The following is a 14902-nucleotide window of genomic DNA, read 5'->3' on the forward strand; positions in this document are numbered from 1 at the left end:
GTTATTGGTGGGGCCGCCCAGATACACCCCCCCGGCCCGGTCCCGGTTGCCGCCGGGCGGCGGGGCGGGGGGCGCCCGCCGGCGCGGGGCGCCGCGGCCCGCCCCACCCCCTACGCCCGCCTCCGCAGCGCCAGCACCGCCCCGACGACCGCTATCGCGCACCACGCGAGCAGCACCGCCAGCGACCGTCCCGGCAGGGTGAACGTGTCCGACGCCAGGCCCGCGCGGACCAGCTGCGCCATCGGCTCGATCGGCGCCCACGCGTGCGCGTCCTGCAGCCACTGCGGCATGCGCTCGGCGGGGTACGACACGGGTGAGAACAGCAGCACGACGAACACGAGCGCCTGCGTGAGCAGCTGGGCGAGCGCCGGCGGCAGCAGGGCCGCCATCGCGTAGCCGACGGACGCGGCCGTCAGCGAGACCAGCAGGGTCGCGGGCACGAGCCACGGCGCGAGCGCCAGGTCGACGTCGAACCGCCACACCCCGACGAGGACGCCGAGCACCATGCCGGGCAGCGCGAGCAGCGTCCACACCAGCAGGTCGCCGACGAGGAACGCGGTGCGCGGGACGGGCAGCGTGCGCAGCCAGTCGAGACTGCCCTCGGTGCGCGACTGCGACAGCAGCTGCGGCGTGAGCACCAGGCCGATGGTGATGAGGGTGATGGTCGGCGCGCCCGTGGCCAGGTAGAGCGCCGTGAGCGGGTCCGGGTCGCCGACGAGCAGCCCGTAGCCGACGACGGTCGCGACGGCCATGAACGCCTGCACGACCACCATGAGCGGCAGGAACTGGCTCTGCCGGCGGAACTGCCACTGCACGAGCAGCAGCGTCTGCCGGGCGGCGGTCGCGACGTCGGGACGGGCGACCTCGTGGGTGGTGGTCATGCCGCCACCTCCTCGGTCGCGCGGTCCTCGCCGACGAGCCGGACGTAGACGTCCTCGAGCGACGCCGGCGTGAGCGCGTACCGCTCGAGGCGGCCGGCGTCGACCTCGCCCTGCGCCCACGCGACGACGTCGGGTGCACGGTCGGCGGCCACGGTGCCGGTGGCCCGAAGCCGCCCGCCGGCGCCGGGGACGACCGCCGGGTGCCACGCCACCGGGCCGTCGTGCGGCAGGTCCACCTCGAGCGTCAGCGACCCGCGCAGCGTGCCCGTGAGCCCGGCGGGCGTGTCGGCCGCGAGGACGACGCCGTGGTCGAGGACCGCGAGGTGGTCGACGACGCGCTCGGCCTCCCGCACGTTGTGCGTGACGAGCAGGACGGCGTGCCCGGCGTCGGCGAGCCCGCGGATCTGCGCCCACAGCAGGCGCCGGCGTACGGGGTCGACGTCGTTGGTCGGCTCGTCGAGCACGACCAGCGCGCCGGGCTGCACGGCCGTCATCGCGAACGAGGTCAGGCGGGCGACGCCGCCGGAGACCTTCTCGGCGCGGGTGTCCGCCCACGCCCCGAGGTCGAGGGCGTCGAGCAGGTCCTCGGTGCGGCGCGCGACGGTGGCGCGGTCGCCGCCGCGGATGCGCCCGACGAGCTCGATCGCGCGCCGGGGCGTCAGGCCGGTGATCGGCACGTTCGCCTGCGCCTGGATCGACACCTTCCGCCGCGCCACCTCGGGGTGGGCCACCGCGTCGACGCCGTCGAGCGTGATGGTGCCCGCGTCCGGGCGCACCAGCCCGACCACCTGGTGCACCAGCGTCGTCTTGCCGGCGCCGTTGTGGCCGAGCAGCCCGACCACCTGGCCCGCCGCCACGTCGAGGTCGATCCCGTCGTTCGCCTGCACGCCCGTCCGCCCGCGGTAGCGCTTGCGCAGCCCGCGGACGGACAGCAGCACGTCCGTGCCCATCTCCGCCTCCTTGGATTCACGTCGGTACGTTCCCGACGGTATCCCTGCATACCGCCCAGCATCAAGACCGGTGTACCGATCGGTATGTCGCGGGTACCGGGTGGTACGTGCGCCGTCTACGCTGGGCGCATGGCCCGGGACGACCACGACGCGCTCAGCGCCGCCACGCGCGCGCTCGTCGACGCCACCGCCACGCTGACCCGCGTGCTGGGCGACCAGGCGCGCACGGTCGTGCCCGAGGTCGGCGCGACGGTCGCGCAGTCCCTGCGGGAGGCGTCGCGCGGGCTCGCCGTCGCGTCCGAGACGGTCTCGCGGACGGCCCGGACCGCGTCGCCCGCCGGCACCGGCACAGCAGGAGGCACCGGCACGGGCACCGACGGCGCCGACGCACCCGCCGCCGGCGGCGCGCGCGCCGAGGACCGCCGCCGCCAGCGCGTCGACCGCACCCGCGCCGACCTGCTCGCCGCGGCCGCGCGGGTCATCGCCGCGAAGGGCTACGAGGGGGCGTCGGTCGGGGACATCGCCGCCGAGGCCGGGTACACGAAGGGCGCCGTCTACGCGCACTTCGGGTCCAAGGAGGAGGTCTTCCTCACCCTCGCGCGCGACCGGCTCCACATCACCATCGAGTCGCCGGACGCGACGATCCCCGGCGTCACGGTGGACGGCGTCGACGAGGAGGCCGTCGCGGGCTGGCTGTGCGGCGTGCAGGACGACCCCCGCATCCTGCTCTCGCTCGAGTTCCTCGCGTACGGGCTGCGCCACCCGGAGGCGTCCGGCGAGCTCGCCCGCCTGCACGTCGCGTCGCACGAGGTCCTCGCGGACCAGGTCGCGGAGGTCCGGCGCGCGCGCCAGGGCGCGGACGCCGTGCCCGGCACGACGCAGGACGACTACGACACCGCGCTCGCGGTGATCAGCGTGCTCAACGTGGCGACGCTCGAGGGCCGGCTCACCGGCTCGCCCCGCCTGTCCCCGCAGGCCGGCGCACGCGTCATCGCCCGCCTGCTGTCCTGACGCTCCCGACGCCCCTGACGTCCTGACGCCCGTCGCCGGCGGCCCACGTCCGGGCGACCCCACCCCGTCACCCGTCCGGTCGAGTCGATTCAGCGACACGGCACGGCCCTGCCGTCGTCACCCGCGGTTCACCCGCGGGCCACGGCACCTCCCTAGCCTCGCGGCGCTCCCCTCGCCTCGAGACAGGACACTCATGCCCTCGCACGCCGCACGCGCGCACACGGCGAAGGCGGTCGGCACGGCTGCCGCCGCCGCGCTCGCGCTCACCCTGCTGCCCGCCCCCGCGGGCGCCGCACCCGCCGACGGGTGGCCCCTCGTCGTCACGGAGATCGCCCCCGACAACACCGGGTACGACGACTTCGAGTACGTCGAGATCACGAACACCACCGGGGCGGACGTCCTCCTCGGCGAGGGCGGGTACCAGCTCGCCTACACGTTCGCCGACGCGGCGGACCGCACGCGCGACAAGCCGCTCACGGTGCCTGCGGGGACCGTGGTGCCGGCGGGCGGGACCGTCGTGCTGTGGGTGCAGTACACGTCCGGCAACGTCGACACGACGCAGCACGACGCCGCCGACTTCCGCGCGTTCTGGGCGCAGCGCGGCGGCCCGTCGACCGACTACCCCGTGGTCCCGCTCAGCGGGCAGGCCGGCATCGCCAACGGCGGCGAGCGCGGCATCCGCGTGCTGTCGCCGTCCGGTGAGGTCGTCGGCTGGTCGTTCGTGCCGGCGGGCGGCGTCGGCGTCGACCAGGTCGTGCAGTTCCGCACGCCCGTGGACGCCGGCACGCGCGCCATGGACGTCCTCGCGACCCTCGCCGCGCCCAGCCCGGGCGTCGTCGCGCCGGAGCAGCTCGCGGACCGCACGTCCGCGGACCCCGACCCGACGCCGACCCCCACGGAGGAGCCGACGCCCACCGCGTCGCCGACCCCGACCCCGGAGCCGACGGCCACGCCGACGCCCACGCCGACCGCGACCCCGACGGCCGCCCCCGGGACCGCACCGGCCCCGCCGGCGGACTCCCTGCGCGGCCTGCTCCAGGTCACCGAGCTCATGGTGGACTCGACCAACGTCGGCGGCGCCGACGGCTACGAGTACGTCGAGGTCTACAACCCGACGACCCGCCCGATCCCGTTCGCGGACCACGTGATCCGCTACCTGTACCCGAACGAGGACTACACGAACGCGAACACCGCGCTGTGGCCGGCGACCCCGGCCGACGCGGTCGTCCCGGCCGGCGGCACGCTCGTGCTGTGGGTGAAGAACGGCGGCAACGAGGCGCTGACGCGCGCCGACTTCCGCACGTTCTGGGGCGTCGACGTGCCGGACGAGCGCATCCTCGAGATGCAGGTCGGCGGCATGGCGAACGGCAGCCCGCGCGGCGTCGAGGTCATGACGCAGACCGGCCACACGGTCAGCCGCGCGTACTACAACATGGCCGGCGCGCGCGACGTCGCGACGGACCGGGGCATCCACTACGCCGCCGACGCGGCCGACCTCTCGCGGCAGCGCCTGCTCGGCACGCGCGCCGCGACGCCGGGCACGGTGGGCGCGGACCAGGCACCGGCGACGCTCACGACGCCGGTGGCCGACGCCGCCGCGCCGACGGTCGCGGACGAGTCCCCGGACGTCGTCACGCCCGGTGCGCCGCTGACGTTCGCGGCGACGGTCGACGACGACCGGCAGGTGAAGCGCGTCGAGCTGCACGTGCGCTCGGACCTCGACGCGACCGACCGCGTGCTGTCGCTGCAGGACGACGGCTCCGGCCGCTTCGCGACGACGATCCCGTCGGTCGACCTCATCGGGAAGTCGTCCTACACGTACCGCTGGGTGGCGTCCGACGGCGTCCACCTGGTCGAGACCGACCCGGTGACGCTGCCCGTGCTGGGCGCGAGCGACGACCCCGTCCGCCTGAACGTCGCCGACGGCGACCTGCTCGCCGGCACCGCGCCCGTCTCGGTGGCGAGCGAGAGCGGCGACACCGCCGGCCTCGCGCTCGCGGTCGACGGCGCGCCCCTCACGCCGACGAGCCCGCAGCTGGAGAAGCCGGCGGTGTTCGCGGTCGAGGTGACCGCCACGGACGCGGCCTTCCGGAACGGCATCGTCCTGCCGTCGCCGACGGGCGACGCGTGCCGCGACGGCCAGGTGCTCACCATCTTCGAGCGCGGGACGTACTCGAACGTCGAGACCGTCACGGCGTCCGTCCCGCTCGACGCCGTCCGCCCGGGCGAGCCCGTCACGGTGCTCGTGTCCGCCGGCACCAAGGCGTACCCCTGCGACGACCCGAACGAGAACAACGACGACTTCACCGCGATGAACCCGCGCCTCGTGCTGCCCGACGGCCGCACGCTGGTGCCGGCCGGCTACACGGGCGGCTCGATCGCGATGGGCGACTCCGCGGGCAAGACCGGCGACTACGTGGCGACGTTCACGGTCCCCGACGACGCCTTCACGGCCGTCGGCCACGCCTGGGACACGACGACCGTCGGCGACGGCGCGCACACCGTCACCGGCACGGACGGCACCGCCACGGCGTCGGCCGACGTGGTCGTCGACAACACGGCGCCCGTCGTCACGATCGCGGTCGACGCGGACGAGACGTCGGACGCCGGCCTGCAGGGGACCATCCGGGTCGCCGCGACGGCCACGGACGCCACCTCGTCCGTCGCGGGTCTCACCGCGACGCTCGACGGCGAGCCGGTCACGCTGCCGCTGGCCACGTCGTCGCTGCTGCTCGTCCCGGGCGAGCACCACGTCGCGGTGACCGCGACCGACGCGGCCGGCAACGCCGTCACCGCGCGCCGCACGTTCACGACGCCGGACGAGGTGCCGTCCGTCGAGCTGCTCACGCCCACCGACGGCGCGCAGGTCACGGGCGCCGCGGTGGAGCTGGCCGCGCGCGTCGGTGACCCGACCGGCGACGCGCTCACGGTGTCGTTCCACGAGGCGTTCCGCTTCGCCGCCACCGACGCCGCCGTCACGGCGGCCTCCGGCACGACGCGCGACGCGGCCGCCACGTCCCGCGACGCCGCCGCCCTCACCGCGGAGCAGCGCGCCGCGCTGACCACGGCCGACGGCGCGGGCGTCCGCACCGAGGGCGGCGACGCCCTGCCGTACCAGCTGTTCGACGTGGCCGTCCCCGCGGAGGCGGGCGACGGTGCGCGGGTCGTCACCACCTGGGACGGCGCCGCGGAGTCCGGCGCGACGGTCGTCCTGCACGTGTGGGACGTCGCCGCGGGTGCGTGGGCGGAGGTCGACCGGCACGTCGGCACCGGCGACGGCAGCACCGAGGAGACGTTCACGCTGGCCGCGGACGTCCCCGTCGCGGGGCACGTCGCCGACGGGAAGGCACGCTTCCTCGTCCAGCACTCCGAGGGCTGGGCGGGCGCGAACCTGTCCACGCGCGCCACGCCGGTCACCCCGGCCCACCCGCAGGACACGCCGCGGTCCGACTACGACTTCACGCTCGCCTGGGAGTCGGACACGCAGTACTACAACGAGGCGTTCTACGACCACCAGCTCGCGATCCACGAGTACCTGCTGGACCGCCGCGACGAGCTGAACCTGCAGTACCTGTTCCACACCGGCGACATCGTCGACAACTGGGACCAGCCCTACCAGTGGGCCAACGCGGACGCCGCGTACCGGATGCTCGACGAGGCCGGCCTGCCGTACGGCGTCCTCGCAGGCAACCACGACGTCGGCATCTTCGACTCGGACTACACCGCGTACTCGCAGTACTTCGGCGAGGCCCGCTTCGCCGGCAACCCCTGGTACGGCGGCTCGTACCGGGACAACCGCGGCCACTACGACCTGTTCACGGCCGGCGGCATCGACTTCGTCGTCGTCTCGATGGGCTGGGGCCCGGGTGACGCGGAGATCGCGTGGATGAACGAGACGCTCGCGCGGTTCCCGAACCGGGTCGCGATCGTCAACCTGCACGAGTACCTGCTCACGACCGGCGGTCTCGGCCCGGTGCCGCAGCGCGTCCAGGACGAGGTCGTGGCGACCAACCCGAACGTCCGCATGGTGATGAGCGGGCACTACCACGACGCGTACACGCGCATCGACCGGTTCGACGACGACGGTGACGGGACGTCCGAGCGCGTCGTCACGCAGATGCTGTTCGACTACCAGGGCCTGCCGGAGGGCGGGCAGGGCTACCTGCGCCTGCTGCACTTCGACAACGAGGGCGAGCAGATCCAGGTCCGCACGTACTCGCCGTCGTACGAGGTCTACAACTCCGACGACCCGACGCTCGACCTGGGCGCGCAGGAGTTCACGATCTCGTACGCGGACGCGGGCATCACGCCGCGGGCGAAGGTGCTGGTCGGCGACGCGTTCCACGCCGAGGTGCGCACGGACGCCGAGCTGACGGCGGCGACGACGGTCACGCCGGCGACGCGCCCCGCGGCGGGTGCGCTCGGTACGCCGGCGTCGCCGCTCGCGGGTGACGCGGCGATCCTCGCGGTCCCGGTGCTGCCGGGCGCCGAGGGCGCGGTCGTCCGGGCCGCGTGGACGCCGACGGACGGCACGCACGGCTGGTACGTGCGGGTCGTCGACGAGCACGGCGCGGTCGTGGAGTCGGAGGTGCGCACGGTGACGTTCACGCGCACCGGCGCGGTGCCCGGTGAGCCGGGCGGTCAGCCGGGCGCGGGCGGCGGCACGCCGGGCGGCGGTAGCGGTGCGGGCACGGGCACCAACACCGGCACGGGCGCGGGCGCCTCGACGGGCACCGGCACTGCCCGCGGCACGGGCGTCCGCGGCTCGTCCGGCGCCCTGGCGACGACGGGTGCCGACGCGCTCGGCCTCGCGCTCGTCGGCGGTCTGCTGCTGGCGGCGGGCGCGGCGGCGGTCGTCACGCGCCGGCGGATGACCGCGAGCTGACCCCGGGCGGCCGGCGACCCCGCCCGCCCGACCCGACGACGCCCTCCCGGCCACCCGACCGGGAGGGCGTCGCCACATCCCCCCGCCCAGCCGCGAACGGAATGCCGGTGCGGTTCCGGCTCCCGTAACGCGCACCACTGTTCCGCTCGGCGCGAGGGACGTGGTGGTGGTGCGGTCTCGGGGAGCGCCACCTCGCGTGCGGGTGCGGCCGCGCCGGCGCACGCCAGGTCGCGTTCGGCATGGACACGTCAGGCACCGTCCACCGCGAACGGGCTCCCGCGTCGGCACCAGGCCCCCGGCACGCGCACCAGGGCCCGTTCGACACGGACACGCCCGCTGCCGCTGCCACTCCCGCTGCCGAACGGAATACCGGTGGCCGTACGAGGGCTCCGTAGCCGCACCGGTACTCCGCTCGGCGGGGGACGTGCGGCGGGTGACGGGCGGAGGGAGGTGACGTGCGGCGGGTGACGTGCGGCGGGCGACGTGCGGGGGTGACGAGCGGCGGTCAGCGGGGGCGGGGTGGGGCCGTGCTCGCGCGTTCGACCAGGGTCGTCGGGACCACCACGTGGTGGCCGGCCAGGCGGCTGCGGTCGCGGATCTGGCGCATGAGGAGCTCGACCAGCTCCGCGCCGATGGCCGTGAAGTCCTGGCGGACCGTCGTCAGCGGGGGCCACAGGTACTCGGCCATGGGGATGTCGTCGAAGCCGACGACGGACACGTCCTCCGGCACCCGGCGCCCCGCCTCGTGCAGCGCCCGGACCACGCCGGCCGCCATCTCGTCGTTCGCGCAGAACACCGCGGTGACCGACGGGTCGTCGGCGATGCGCGCCCCGACCTCGTACCCCGACGCCGCCGACCAGTCGCCGTGCCACTCCTCCGGCACGGGCCGACCAGCCGCGCGCAGCCGGGTCCGCCACGCGTCGGCCCGCACGCGCGCGGGGGTCGAGTCGAGCGGTCCGCCGACGTGGTGGACGGTCGGGTGGCCGAGGTCGAGCAGGTGCTGCACGGCGAGCGACGCGCCCTCGGCCTGGTCGGTGCCGACGGCGGGGTGGTGCCCGACGAACCGCGAGTCCGAGACGACGACCGGCAGCCGCGGCGGCAGCGCGAGCGTGTCCGGCGTGGCGTCCTCGGCGCGGATGACGACGAGGCCGTCGATGGCCTGGTGGTCGAGCCGCCGCACGGCGTCGGAGACGTCGGACGACGACGGCGTGCGGACGTCCACGAGAGTGACGCTGTACCCGTGCTGGCGGGCGGCCTCGACGACGCCCTCGAACGTGCGCGACTCCCCCGTGCGGGTGAGCCGGTGGGCGATGAGCCCGATGGTGCCGAACGAGCCGGAGCGCAGCGCGCGGGCGGCGTGGTTGGGGCTGTAGCCGAGCTGGTCCATGGCCGCGAGGACGCGGTCGCGCGTCTCGGCCCGGACGTTGGTGGCGCCGGTCGAGACGCGGGAGACGGTCTGCTGCGAGACGCCGGCCAGCCGTGCGACGTCGGCGATGGACGGGCCCGGGCGGCCGCGGGCGGAGGTCACCTGCGACATGCGGAGCAGCATAGCGATGGTGACGTCGCCATGGACGCGGTCGTCAACACCGGACGTGACGGATGGTGACGTCACCATTCCGTGACCTGCGGCAGCGCACGAGCGCTTGACACTCGCGGACACCCGGTGGAAACGTGCCGGGTGCCGCCAATGGTGACGTCAACATCGGCGCCACGAAGGAGTGTCCCGTGACCCAGACCGCCGTGCCCCCCGCGGTTGCCCCCGCCGCCGCGGTGCGCCGCCGCCGCGCGCGCCCGTCGTGGACCGGCTGGGGCTTCGTCGGCCCGTTCATGGCCGTGTTCGCGCTCGTGTTCCTCGCGCCCATCGCGTACTCGCTGTGGATCAGCCTGTTCCGCACCCAGCTCGTCGGCGGCACCACGTTCGTCGGGCTCGAGAACTACCAGCGCGCGCTCGCCGACCCGCAGTTCTGGTCCGCGCTCGGCCGCGTCACGCTGTTCCTCGCCGTGCAGGTGCCGGTCATGCTCGGCATCGCCCTGCTCGTGGCCCTCGCGATCGACAGCGGCCGGCTCTACGGGCGGGACTTCTTCCGCATCTCGATCTTCCTGCCGTACGCCGTCCCCGCCGTCGTCGCGACGCTCATGTGGGGCTTCATGTACGGCACGCGGTTCGGCCTCGTCGGCAACATCAACGACGCGTTCGGCGTCAGCCTGCCGAACCCGCTGTCGCCCGACCTCGTCCTGGCCGCGATCGGCAACATCGTGACCTGGGAGTTCGTCGGCTACAACATGCTGATCTTCTACTCCGCGCTGCGCACGGTCCCCAGCTCGCTGTACGAGGCGGCCGAGATCGACGGCGCCGGCCAGTGGCGGGTCATCACGGCGATCAAGCTGCCCGCGATCCGCGGCGCGCTCGTCATCGCGGGCATCTTCTCGATCATCGGCAGCTTCCAGCTGTTCAACGAGCCGAGCATCCTGCAGTCCCTGGCGCCCAACGCCATCACCACGTACTTCACGCCGAACCTGTACGCGTTCTCGCTGTCCTTCTCGGGCCAGCAGTACAACTACTCGGCCACGGTCGCCCTCATCATGGGCGTCCTCACGATGGTGATCGCCTACGTCGTCCAGCTGCGCGGCATGCGCAAGGAGGCGTGAGCGATGACCACCGCGACCCCGACCCCCACGACGCCCCGGTCGTCCGCACCCCGCCTGCGCAGCACGCGCGGTGCCGGGCAGCGCCCCGGGACCGGCCGCACCCGCGGCCACAGCGCCGACCGTCCGCGCCGGTCCGTCCTGCTCACGGTCCTCACCGCGCTCGTCCTCCTGTACGCGCTGGTCCCGCTCGCGTGGCTCGTCATCAACGCGACGAAGACGCAGGGCGACCTGCTCACGTCGTTCGGCCTCTGGTTCGGCGACTCGTTCGCGCTGCTGACCAACATCGGCCAGACGCTCACCTACGACGACGGCATCTTCGTCCGCTGGTTCCTCAACACCGTGCTCTACGTGGTGCTGGGCGCGGGCGGCGCGACGCTGCTCGCGGTGCTCGGCGGGTACGGGCTGGCGAAGTTCCAGTTCCCCGGCAAGCGCGGCGTGTTCGCCGTCGTCATCGGCGCCGTCGCCGTCCCCGGCACCGCGCTCGCCGTGCCGACGTTCCTCATGTTCAGCCAGATGGGCCTGACCAACACGCCGTGGTCGGTCATCATCCCGTCGCTGATCTCGCCGTTCGGCCTCTACCTCATGTGGACGTTCGCCGCGGAGGCGATCCCCACCGAGCTCATGGAGGCGGCACGCATCGACGGCGCCACCGAGGCCCGCACGTTCGCGCAGGTCTGCCTGCCGCTGCTCGCCCCGGGCATCGTCACGGTGCTGCTCTTCACGATGGTCGCGACGTGGAACAACTACTTCCTGCCACTGATCATGCTGAAGGACCCCGACTGGTACCCGCTGACGCTCGGCCTCAACGCGTGGAACGCGCAGGCCGCCACCGCGGGCGGCGAGGCGATCTTCCACCTCGTCATCACCGGGTCCGTCCTGACGATCGTCCCCCTGGTCGTCGCCTTCCTCTTCCTCCAGCGCTACTGGCAGTCCGGTCTCGCGGCCGGCTCCGTGAAGGAGTGACGGCACCCCCGCACCACGGCGCCCGCCGCCGCCCCCGCACCACCGTTCCCGTACGACGACGTGAGAGGACACCCCATGACCCGCACGACCCGAGGCGCCGCGTTCCGCGGTGCCGCCCTCGTCGGCACGCTCGCGCTGACGCTCGCCGCCTGCAGCGGCGGCGGCGGCGACGCCGACCCGGAGGCCGCCGCCGAGGAGGGCGGCGAGCTCCTCGTCTGGGCGTGGGACCCGACCGTCGAGCCCATCGCCGAGGCCTACATGGAGGCCAACCCGGACGTCGAGATCGAGCTCGTCAACGCGGGCACCGGCAACGACCAGTACACGGCCCTGCAGAACGCGATCAGCGCCGGCTCGGGCGTGCCCGACCTGGCCCAGATCGAGTACTACGCGCTGCCGCAGTTCGCGATCGGCGAGTCGCTGGCCGACCTCACCGACCTCGGCGCCGGCGAGCTCGAGGGCACCTACACGCCCGGCCCGTGGAACGCGGTGCAGCAGGGCGAGGGCATCTACGGCCTCCCGCTCGACTCCGGCCCGATGGCGCTCTTCTACAACGAGGAGGTCTTCACGCAGCACGGCATCGAGGTGCCGACGACGTGGGACGAGTACGTCGCCGCGGCCCGCACGCTGCACACGGCCGACCCGAACGCGTACATCACGGCCGACACCGGCGACGCGGGCCTGGCCACGTCGCTCATGTGGCAGGCCGGCGGTCGCCCGTTCCAGGTGGACGGCACCGACGTGACGATCGACCTCGCGGACGAGGGCTCGGAGCAGTACGCCACGATGTGGCAGCAGCTCGTCGGCGAGGACCTCGTCGCGCCGATCAGCGCGTGGAGCGACGAGTGGTACCAGGGCCTCGGCAACGGCACCATCGCCACGCTCGTCACCGGCGCGTGGATGCCCGGCAACTTCGAGTCCGGCGTGCCCGAGGGTGCCGGCAGGTGGCGCGTCGCCCCGATGCCCCAGTGGGCCGAGGGCGAGTCCGTCACGGCCGAGAACGGCGGCTCGGCGATGTCCGTGACCGAGGCTTCGGAGAACAAGGCGCTCGCGTACGACTTCCTCGAGTTCGCGTCCTCCGGCGAGGGCGTGCAGCTGCGCCTCGACGGCGGCGGCTTCCCCGCCACGGTCGCGGACCTCGAGTCCGAGGAGTACCTGGGCCAGGAGTCGGAGTACTTCGGCGGCCAGAAGATCAACGAGGTCCTCTCGCAGGCCGCCTCGGACGTCTCCGAGGGCTGGCAGTACCTGCCCTACCAGGTCTACGCGAACAGCGTCTTCAACGACACCGTCGGTCAGGCCTACGTGTCCGACACGACGATCGCCGAGGGCCTCGCCACGTGGCAGGACCAGCTCACCACCTACGGCAACGACCAGGGCTTCACGGTCGAGTGACCCCCTGACGACGGACCGGGGGCGGCGGCGCACGCGTCGCCGCCCCCGGCTCGTCACCGGGCCCGCTCGTCGCCCGGACCTGCACACCCCCACCGGCTCGCCCGCCGACGTGGGAGGGGCACCGCCCCTCCGTCGTGGACGTGCGACCCACCGCTGCACCCGCCTCCCGACCCGAGGAGCCCCGCCATGCCCACGTTCGAGATCGGCGAGCAGGACTTCCTGCTCGACGGCCGCCCGCACCAGGTGCTGTCCGGCGCGCTGCACTACTTCCGCGTGCACCCGGACCTGTGGGCCGACCGCATCCGCTCGGCGCGGCTCATGGGCCTCAACACCGTCGAGACGTACGTCGCGTGGAACGTGCACGCGCCGACGCCCGACGTGTTCGACACGACGGGCCCCCGCGACCTCGGCCGGTTCCTCGACCTCGTCGCGGCGGAGGGCATGCACGCGATCGTGCGGCCCGGCCCGTACATCTGCGCCGAGTGGGACAACGGCGGGTTCCCGGCGTGGCTGTTCCGCATGCCCGGCGTCGGCGTGCGGCGCAACGAGCCGACGTACATGAAGGCCGTGCAGCAGTACCTCGAGCACGTGCTGCCGATCGTCGCGGAGCGCCAGGTCACGCGCGGTGGGCCGGTGATCGCCGTGCAGGTGGAGAACGAGTACGGCGCGTACGGCGACGACAAGGAGTACCTGCGCGCGCTCGTCGCCATCAACCGCGCGCAGGGCATCGAGGTCCCGCTGCTCACGTGCGACCAGGCCGACGACGCGATGCTCGAGCGCGGCGGCCTGCCGGAGCTGCACCGCACGGCGACGTTCGGGTCGCGCACGCCCGAGCGGCTGGAGACTCTGCGCCGGCACCAGCCCACCGGGCCGCTCATGTGCATGGAGTTCTGGTGCGGCTGGTTCGACCACTGGGGCGCGCACCACCACACGACCGACCCGGCGCAGTCGGCGGGCGACCTCGACGCGCTGCTCGCGGCGGGCGGGTCCGTGAACGTCTACATGTTCCACGGCGGCACGAACGCCGGGTTCACGTCCGGCGCCAACGACAAGGGCGTCTACCAGCCGACCGTCACGTCGTACGACTACGACGCCCCGCTCGCGGAGGACGGCACGCGCACGGCCAAGTACGACGCGTTCCGCGCGGTACTCGGGCGGTACACGGAGCTGCCCGCGGAGACCGCGCCGGAGCGTCGGCCGGCGCCGACCGGCGTCCTGCGCGACGGGCGGCGGACCGTCGACCTGTGGTCGGTCGTCGAGGGCCTGGACGGCTGGGTCGACACGCACGACGTGCCGACGCACGAGCAGGTCGCGGCGTCGAGCGGGTTCGTCCTGTACCGGACGTCGGTGGACCTGGCGGAGCCCGCCGTGCTCGCGTTCGCCGAGGTCCGCGACCGGGCGCAGGTCTTCCTCGACGGGCGCGCGGTAGGCGTGATCGACCGGTCGGAGCGCGCCACGTCGCTGACGCTGCCCGCCGGCGCCGGCCGCCTCGACGTGCTCGTCGAGGACCAGGGCCGCGTCAACTACGGCCCGCGGATCGGCGAGGCCAAGGGCCTGATCGGCCCGGTGACGCTCGCCGGCCGGCCGCTCACCGGCTGGCGCGTGCTGCCCGTCGACGTCGACGCGCTCGCGGCGTCCCCGGCGCTGGCGGCCGACGCCCCCGCGTCCACCGCCCCCGTGCCCGGGCCGTCGTTCAGCGTCTGGGAGGCCGACCTGCCGCAGGCCGACCTGTTCGTCTCCACGCGCGGCTGGGGCAAGGGCGTCGTCTGGGTGAACGGCACGTCGCTCGGCCGCTACTGGTCCAAGGGCCCGCAGACCACCCTCTACGCCCCCGCGCCGGCCGTGACCGGCCGCGGCGACCGCGTCGTCGTCCTCGAGCTGCTCGGCGGTGCCGGCGCGCTCGAGCTCGTCGACGCCCCGGACCTCGGGCACACCGAGTTCTGACGCCGCGGTCCTGACCGGTGCGGCCGCGCGGCCGCACCCCACCGACCCCGGCGGGTCGGTACGGGCACGACGCAGTCCCCCGGTGCCCGTCCCGGCCCGCCGGTCCACCCCCTCGCACGACCGCACCACCCGGCACGACCGGCACGACCCCGCACGACCCCGCACGACCCAGCACGACCCAGGAAAGACGCGACCTCAGAGAAGAGGACCGATGACGACGACGTCACGTC

At 74.2% G+C, this 14902-nt stretch carries 9 protein-coding genes; 6 read left to right on the forward strand and 3 right to left on the reverse strand.

Annotation, left to right across the window (positions count from 1 at the left end):
- Positions 1 to 110: 110 nt before the first annotated feature.
- Both ACFUMH_RS07765 and ACFUMH_RS07770 read right to left on the reverse strand, forming a co-directional pair.
- On the reverse strand, positions 111 to 881 hold the full coding sequence (locus ACFUMH_RS07765) for an ABC transporter permease (RefSeq protein WP_378202924.1): 771 nt from the start codon (positions 879 to 881) through the stop codon (positions 111 to 113).
- Complete coding sequence (locus ACFUMH_RS07770) at positions 878 to 1831, reverse strand: ABC transporter ATP-binding protein (protein WP_378202927.1); 954 nt, start codon at positions 1829 to 1831, stop codon at positions 878 to 880. The genes ACFUMH_RS07765 and ACFUMH_RS07770 overlap by 4 nt, the downstream gene beginning before the upstream one ends.
- 129 nt (positions 1832 to 1960) lie before the next feature.
- Here ACFUMH_RS07770 and ACFUMH_RS07775 point away from each other — a divergent pair, with 129 nt between their 5' ends.
- Positions 1961 to 2842 (forward strand): TetR/AcrR family transcriptional regulator, encoded by an 882-nt coding sequence (locus tag ACFUMH_RS07775; protein ID WP_378202930.1) that lies wholly within the window; start codon positions 1961 to 1963, stop codon positions 2840 to 2842.
- 193 nt (positions 2843 to 3035) lie between these two features.
- Positions 3036 to 7727, forward strand: coding sequence for a lamin tail domain-containing protein (locus ACFUMH_RS07780; RefSeq protein ID WP_378202933.1), 4692 nt, complete (start codon positions 3036 to 3038; stop codon positions 7725 to 7727).
- A 505-nt stretch (positions 7728 to 8232) separates the two neighbouring features.
- On the opposite strand, the gene ACFUMH_RS07785 is transcribed toward ACFUMH_RS07780, so the two are convergent.
- Positions 8233 to 9264, reverse strand: a complete 1032-nt coding sequence (locus tag ACFUMH_RS07785) for a LacI family DNA-binding transcriptional regulator (RefSeq protein WP_378202936.1) — start codon at positions 9262 to 9264, stop codon at positions 8233 to 8235.
- Between the two features lie 188 nt (positions 9265 to 9452).
- Here ACFUMH_RS07785 and ACFUMH_RS07790 point away from each other — a divergent pair, with 188 nt between their 5' ends.
- The 4 genes from ACFUMH_RS07790 (at position 9453) to ACFUMH_RS07805 (ending at position 14672) form a co-directional block, all read left to right on the forward strand.
- Positions 9453 to 10376, forward strand: a complete 924-nt coding sequence (locus ACFUMH_RS07790) for a carbohydrate ABC transporter permease (protein ID WP_378202939.1) — start codon at positions 9453 to 9455, stop codon at positions 10374 to 10376.
- 3 nt (positions 10377 to 10379) lie between these two features.
- Positions 10380 to 11339: a carbohydrate ABC transporter permease gene (locus tag ACFUMH_RS07795; protein WP_378202942.1), complete on the forward strand. Its 960-nt coding sequence runs from the start codon at positions 10380 to 10382 to the stop codon at positions 11337 to 11339.
- 75 nt (positions 11340 to 11414) lie between these two features.
- Positions 11415 to 12728 (forward strand): ABC transporter substrate-binding protein, encoded by a 1314-nt coding sequence (locus tag ACFUMH_RS07800; RefSeq protein ID WP_378202945.1) that lies wholly within the window; start codon positions 11415 to 11417, stop codon positions 12726 to 12728.
- Between the two features lie 186 nt (positions 12729 to 12914).
- Positions 12915 to 14672, forward strand: coding sequence for a beta-galactosidase family protein (locus ACFUMH_RS07805; protein WP_378202948.1), 1758 nt, complete (start codon positions 12915 to 12917; stop codon positions 14670 to 14672).
- Positions 14673 to 14902 lie beyond the last annotated feature (230 nt).

The organism is Cellulomonas sp. NPDC057328, from assembly GCF_042667215.1.
In the GTDB taxonomy this organism is placed as follows: Bacteria; Actinomycetota; Actinomycetes; order Actinomycetales; family Cellulomonadaceae; genus Cellulomonas.

Excerpts from the sequence above, each read along its gene's own strand:
- ACFUMH_RS07770 (WP_378202927.1), bottom strand. The coding sequence starts at position 1,831 with ATGGGCACGGACGTGCTGCTGTCCGTCCGCGGGCTGCGCAAGCGCTAC.
- ACFUMH_RS07800 (WP_378202945.1), top strand. The coding sequence starts at position 11,415 with ATGACCCGCACGACCCGAGGCGCCGCGTTCCGCGGTGCCGCCCTCGTC.
- ACFUMH_RS07765 (WP_378202924.1), bottom strand. The coding sequence starts at position 881 with ATGACCACCACCCACGAGGTCGCCCGTCCCGACGTCGCGACCGCCGCC.
- ACFUMH_RS07785 (WP_378202936.1), bottom strand. The coding sequence starts at position 9,264 with ATGTCGCAGGTGACCTCCGCCCGCGGCCGCCCGGGCCCGTCCATCGCC.
- ACFUMH_RS07780 (WP_378202933.1), top strand. The coding sequence starts at position 3,036 with ATGCCCTCGCACGCCGCACGCGCGCACACGGCGAAGGCGGTCGGCACG.
- ACFUMH_RS07805 (WP_378202948.1), top strand. The coding sequence starts at position 12,915 with ATGCCCACGTTCGAGATCGGCGAGCAGGACTTCCTGCTCGACGGCCGC.
- ACFUMH_RS07795 (WP_378202942.1), top strand. The coding sequence starts at position 10,380 with ATGACCACCGCGACCCCGACCCCCACGACGCCCCGGTCGTCCGCACCC.
- ACFUMH_RS07775 (WP_378202930.1), top strand. The coding sequence starts at position 1,961 with ATGGCCCGGGACGACCACGACGCGCTCAGCGCCGCCACGCGCGCGCTC.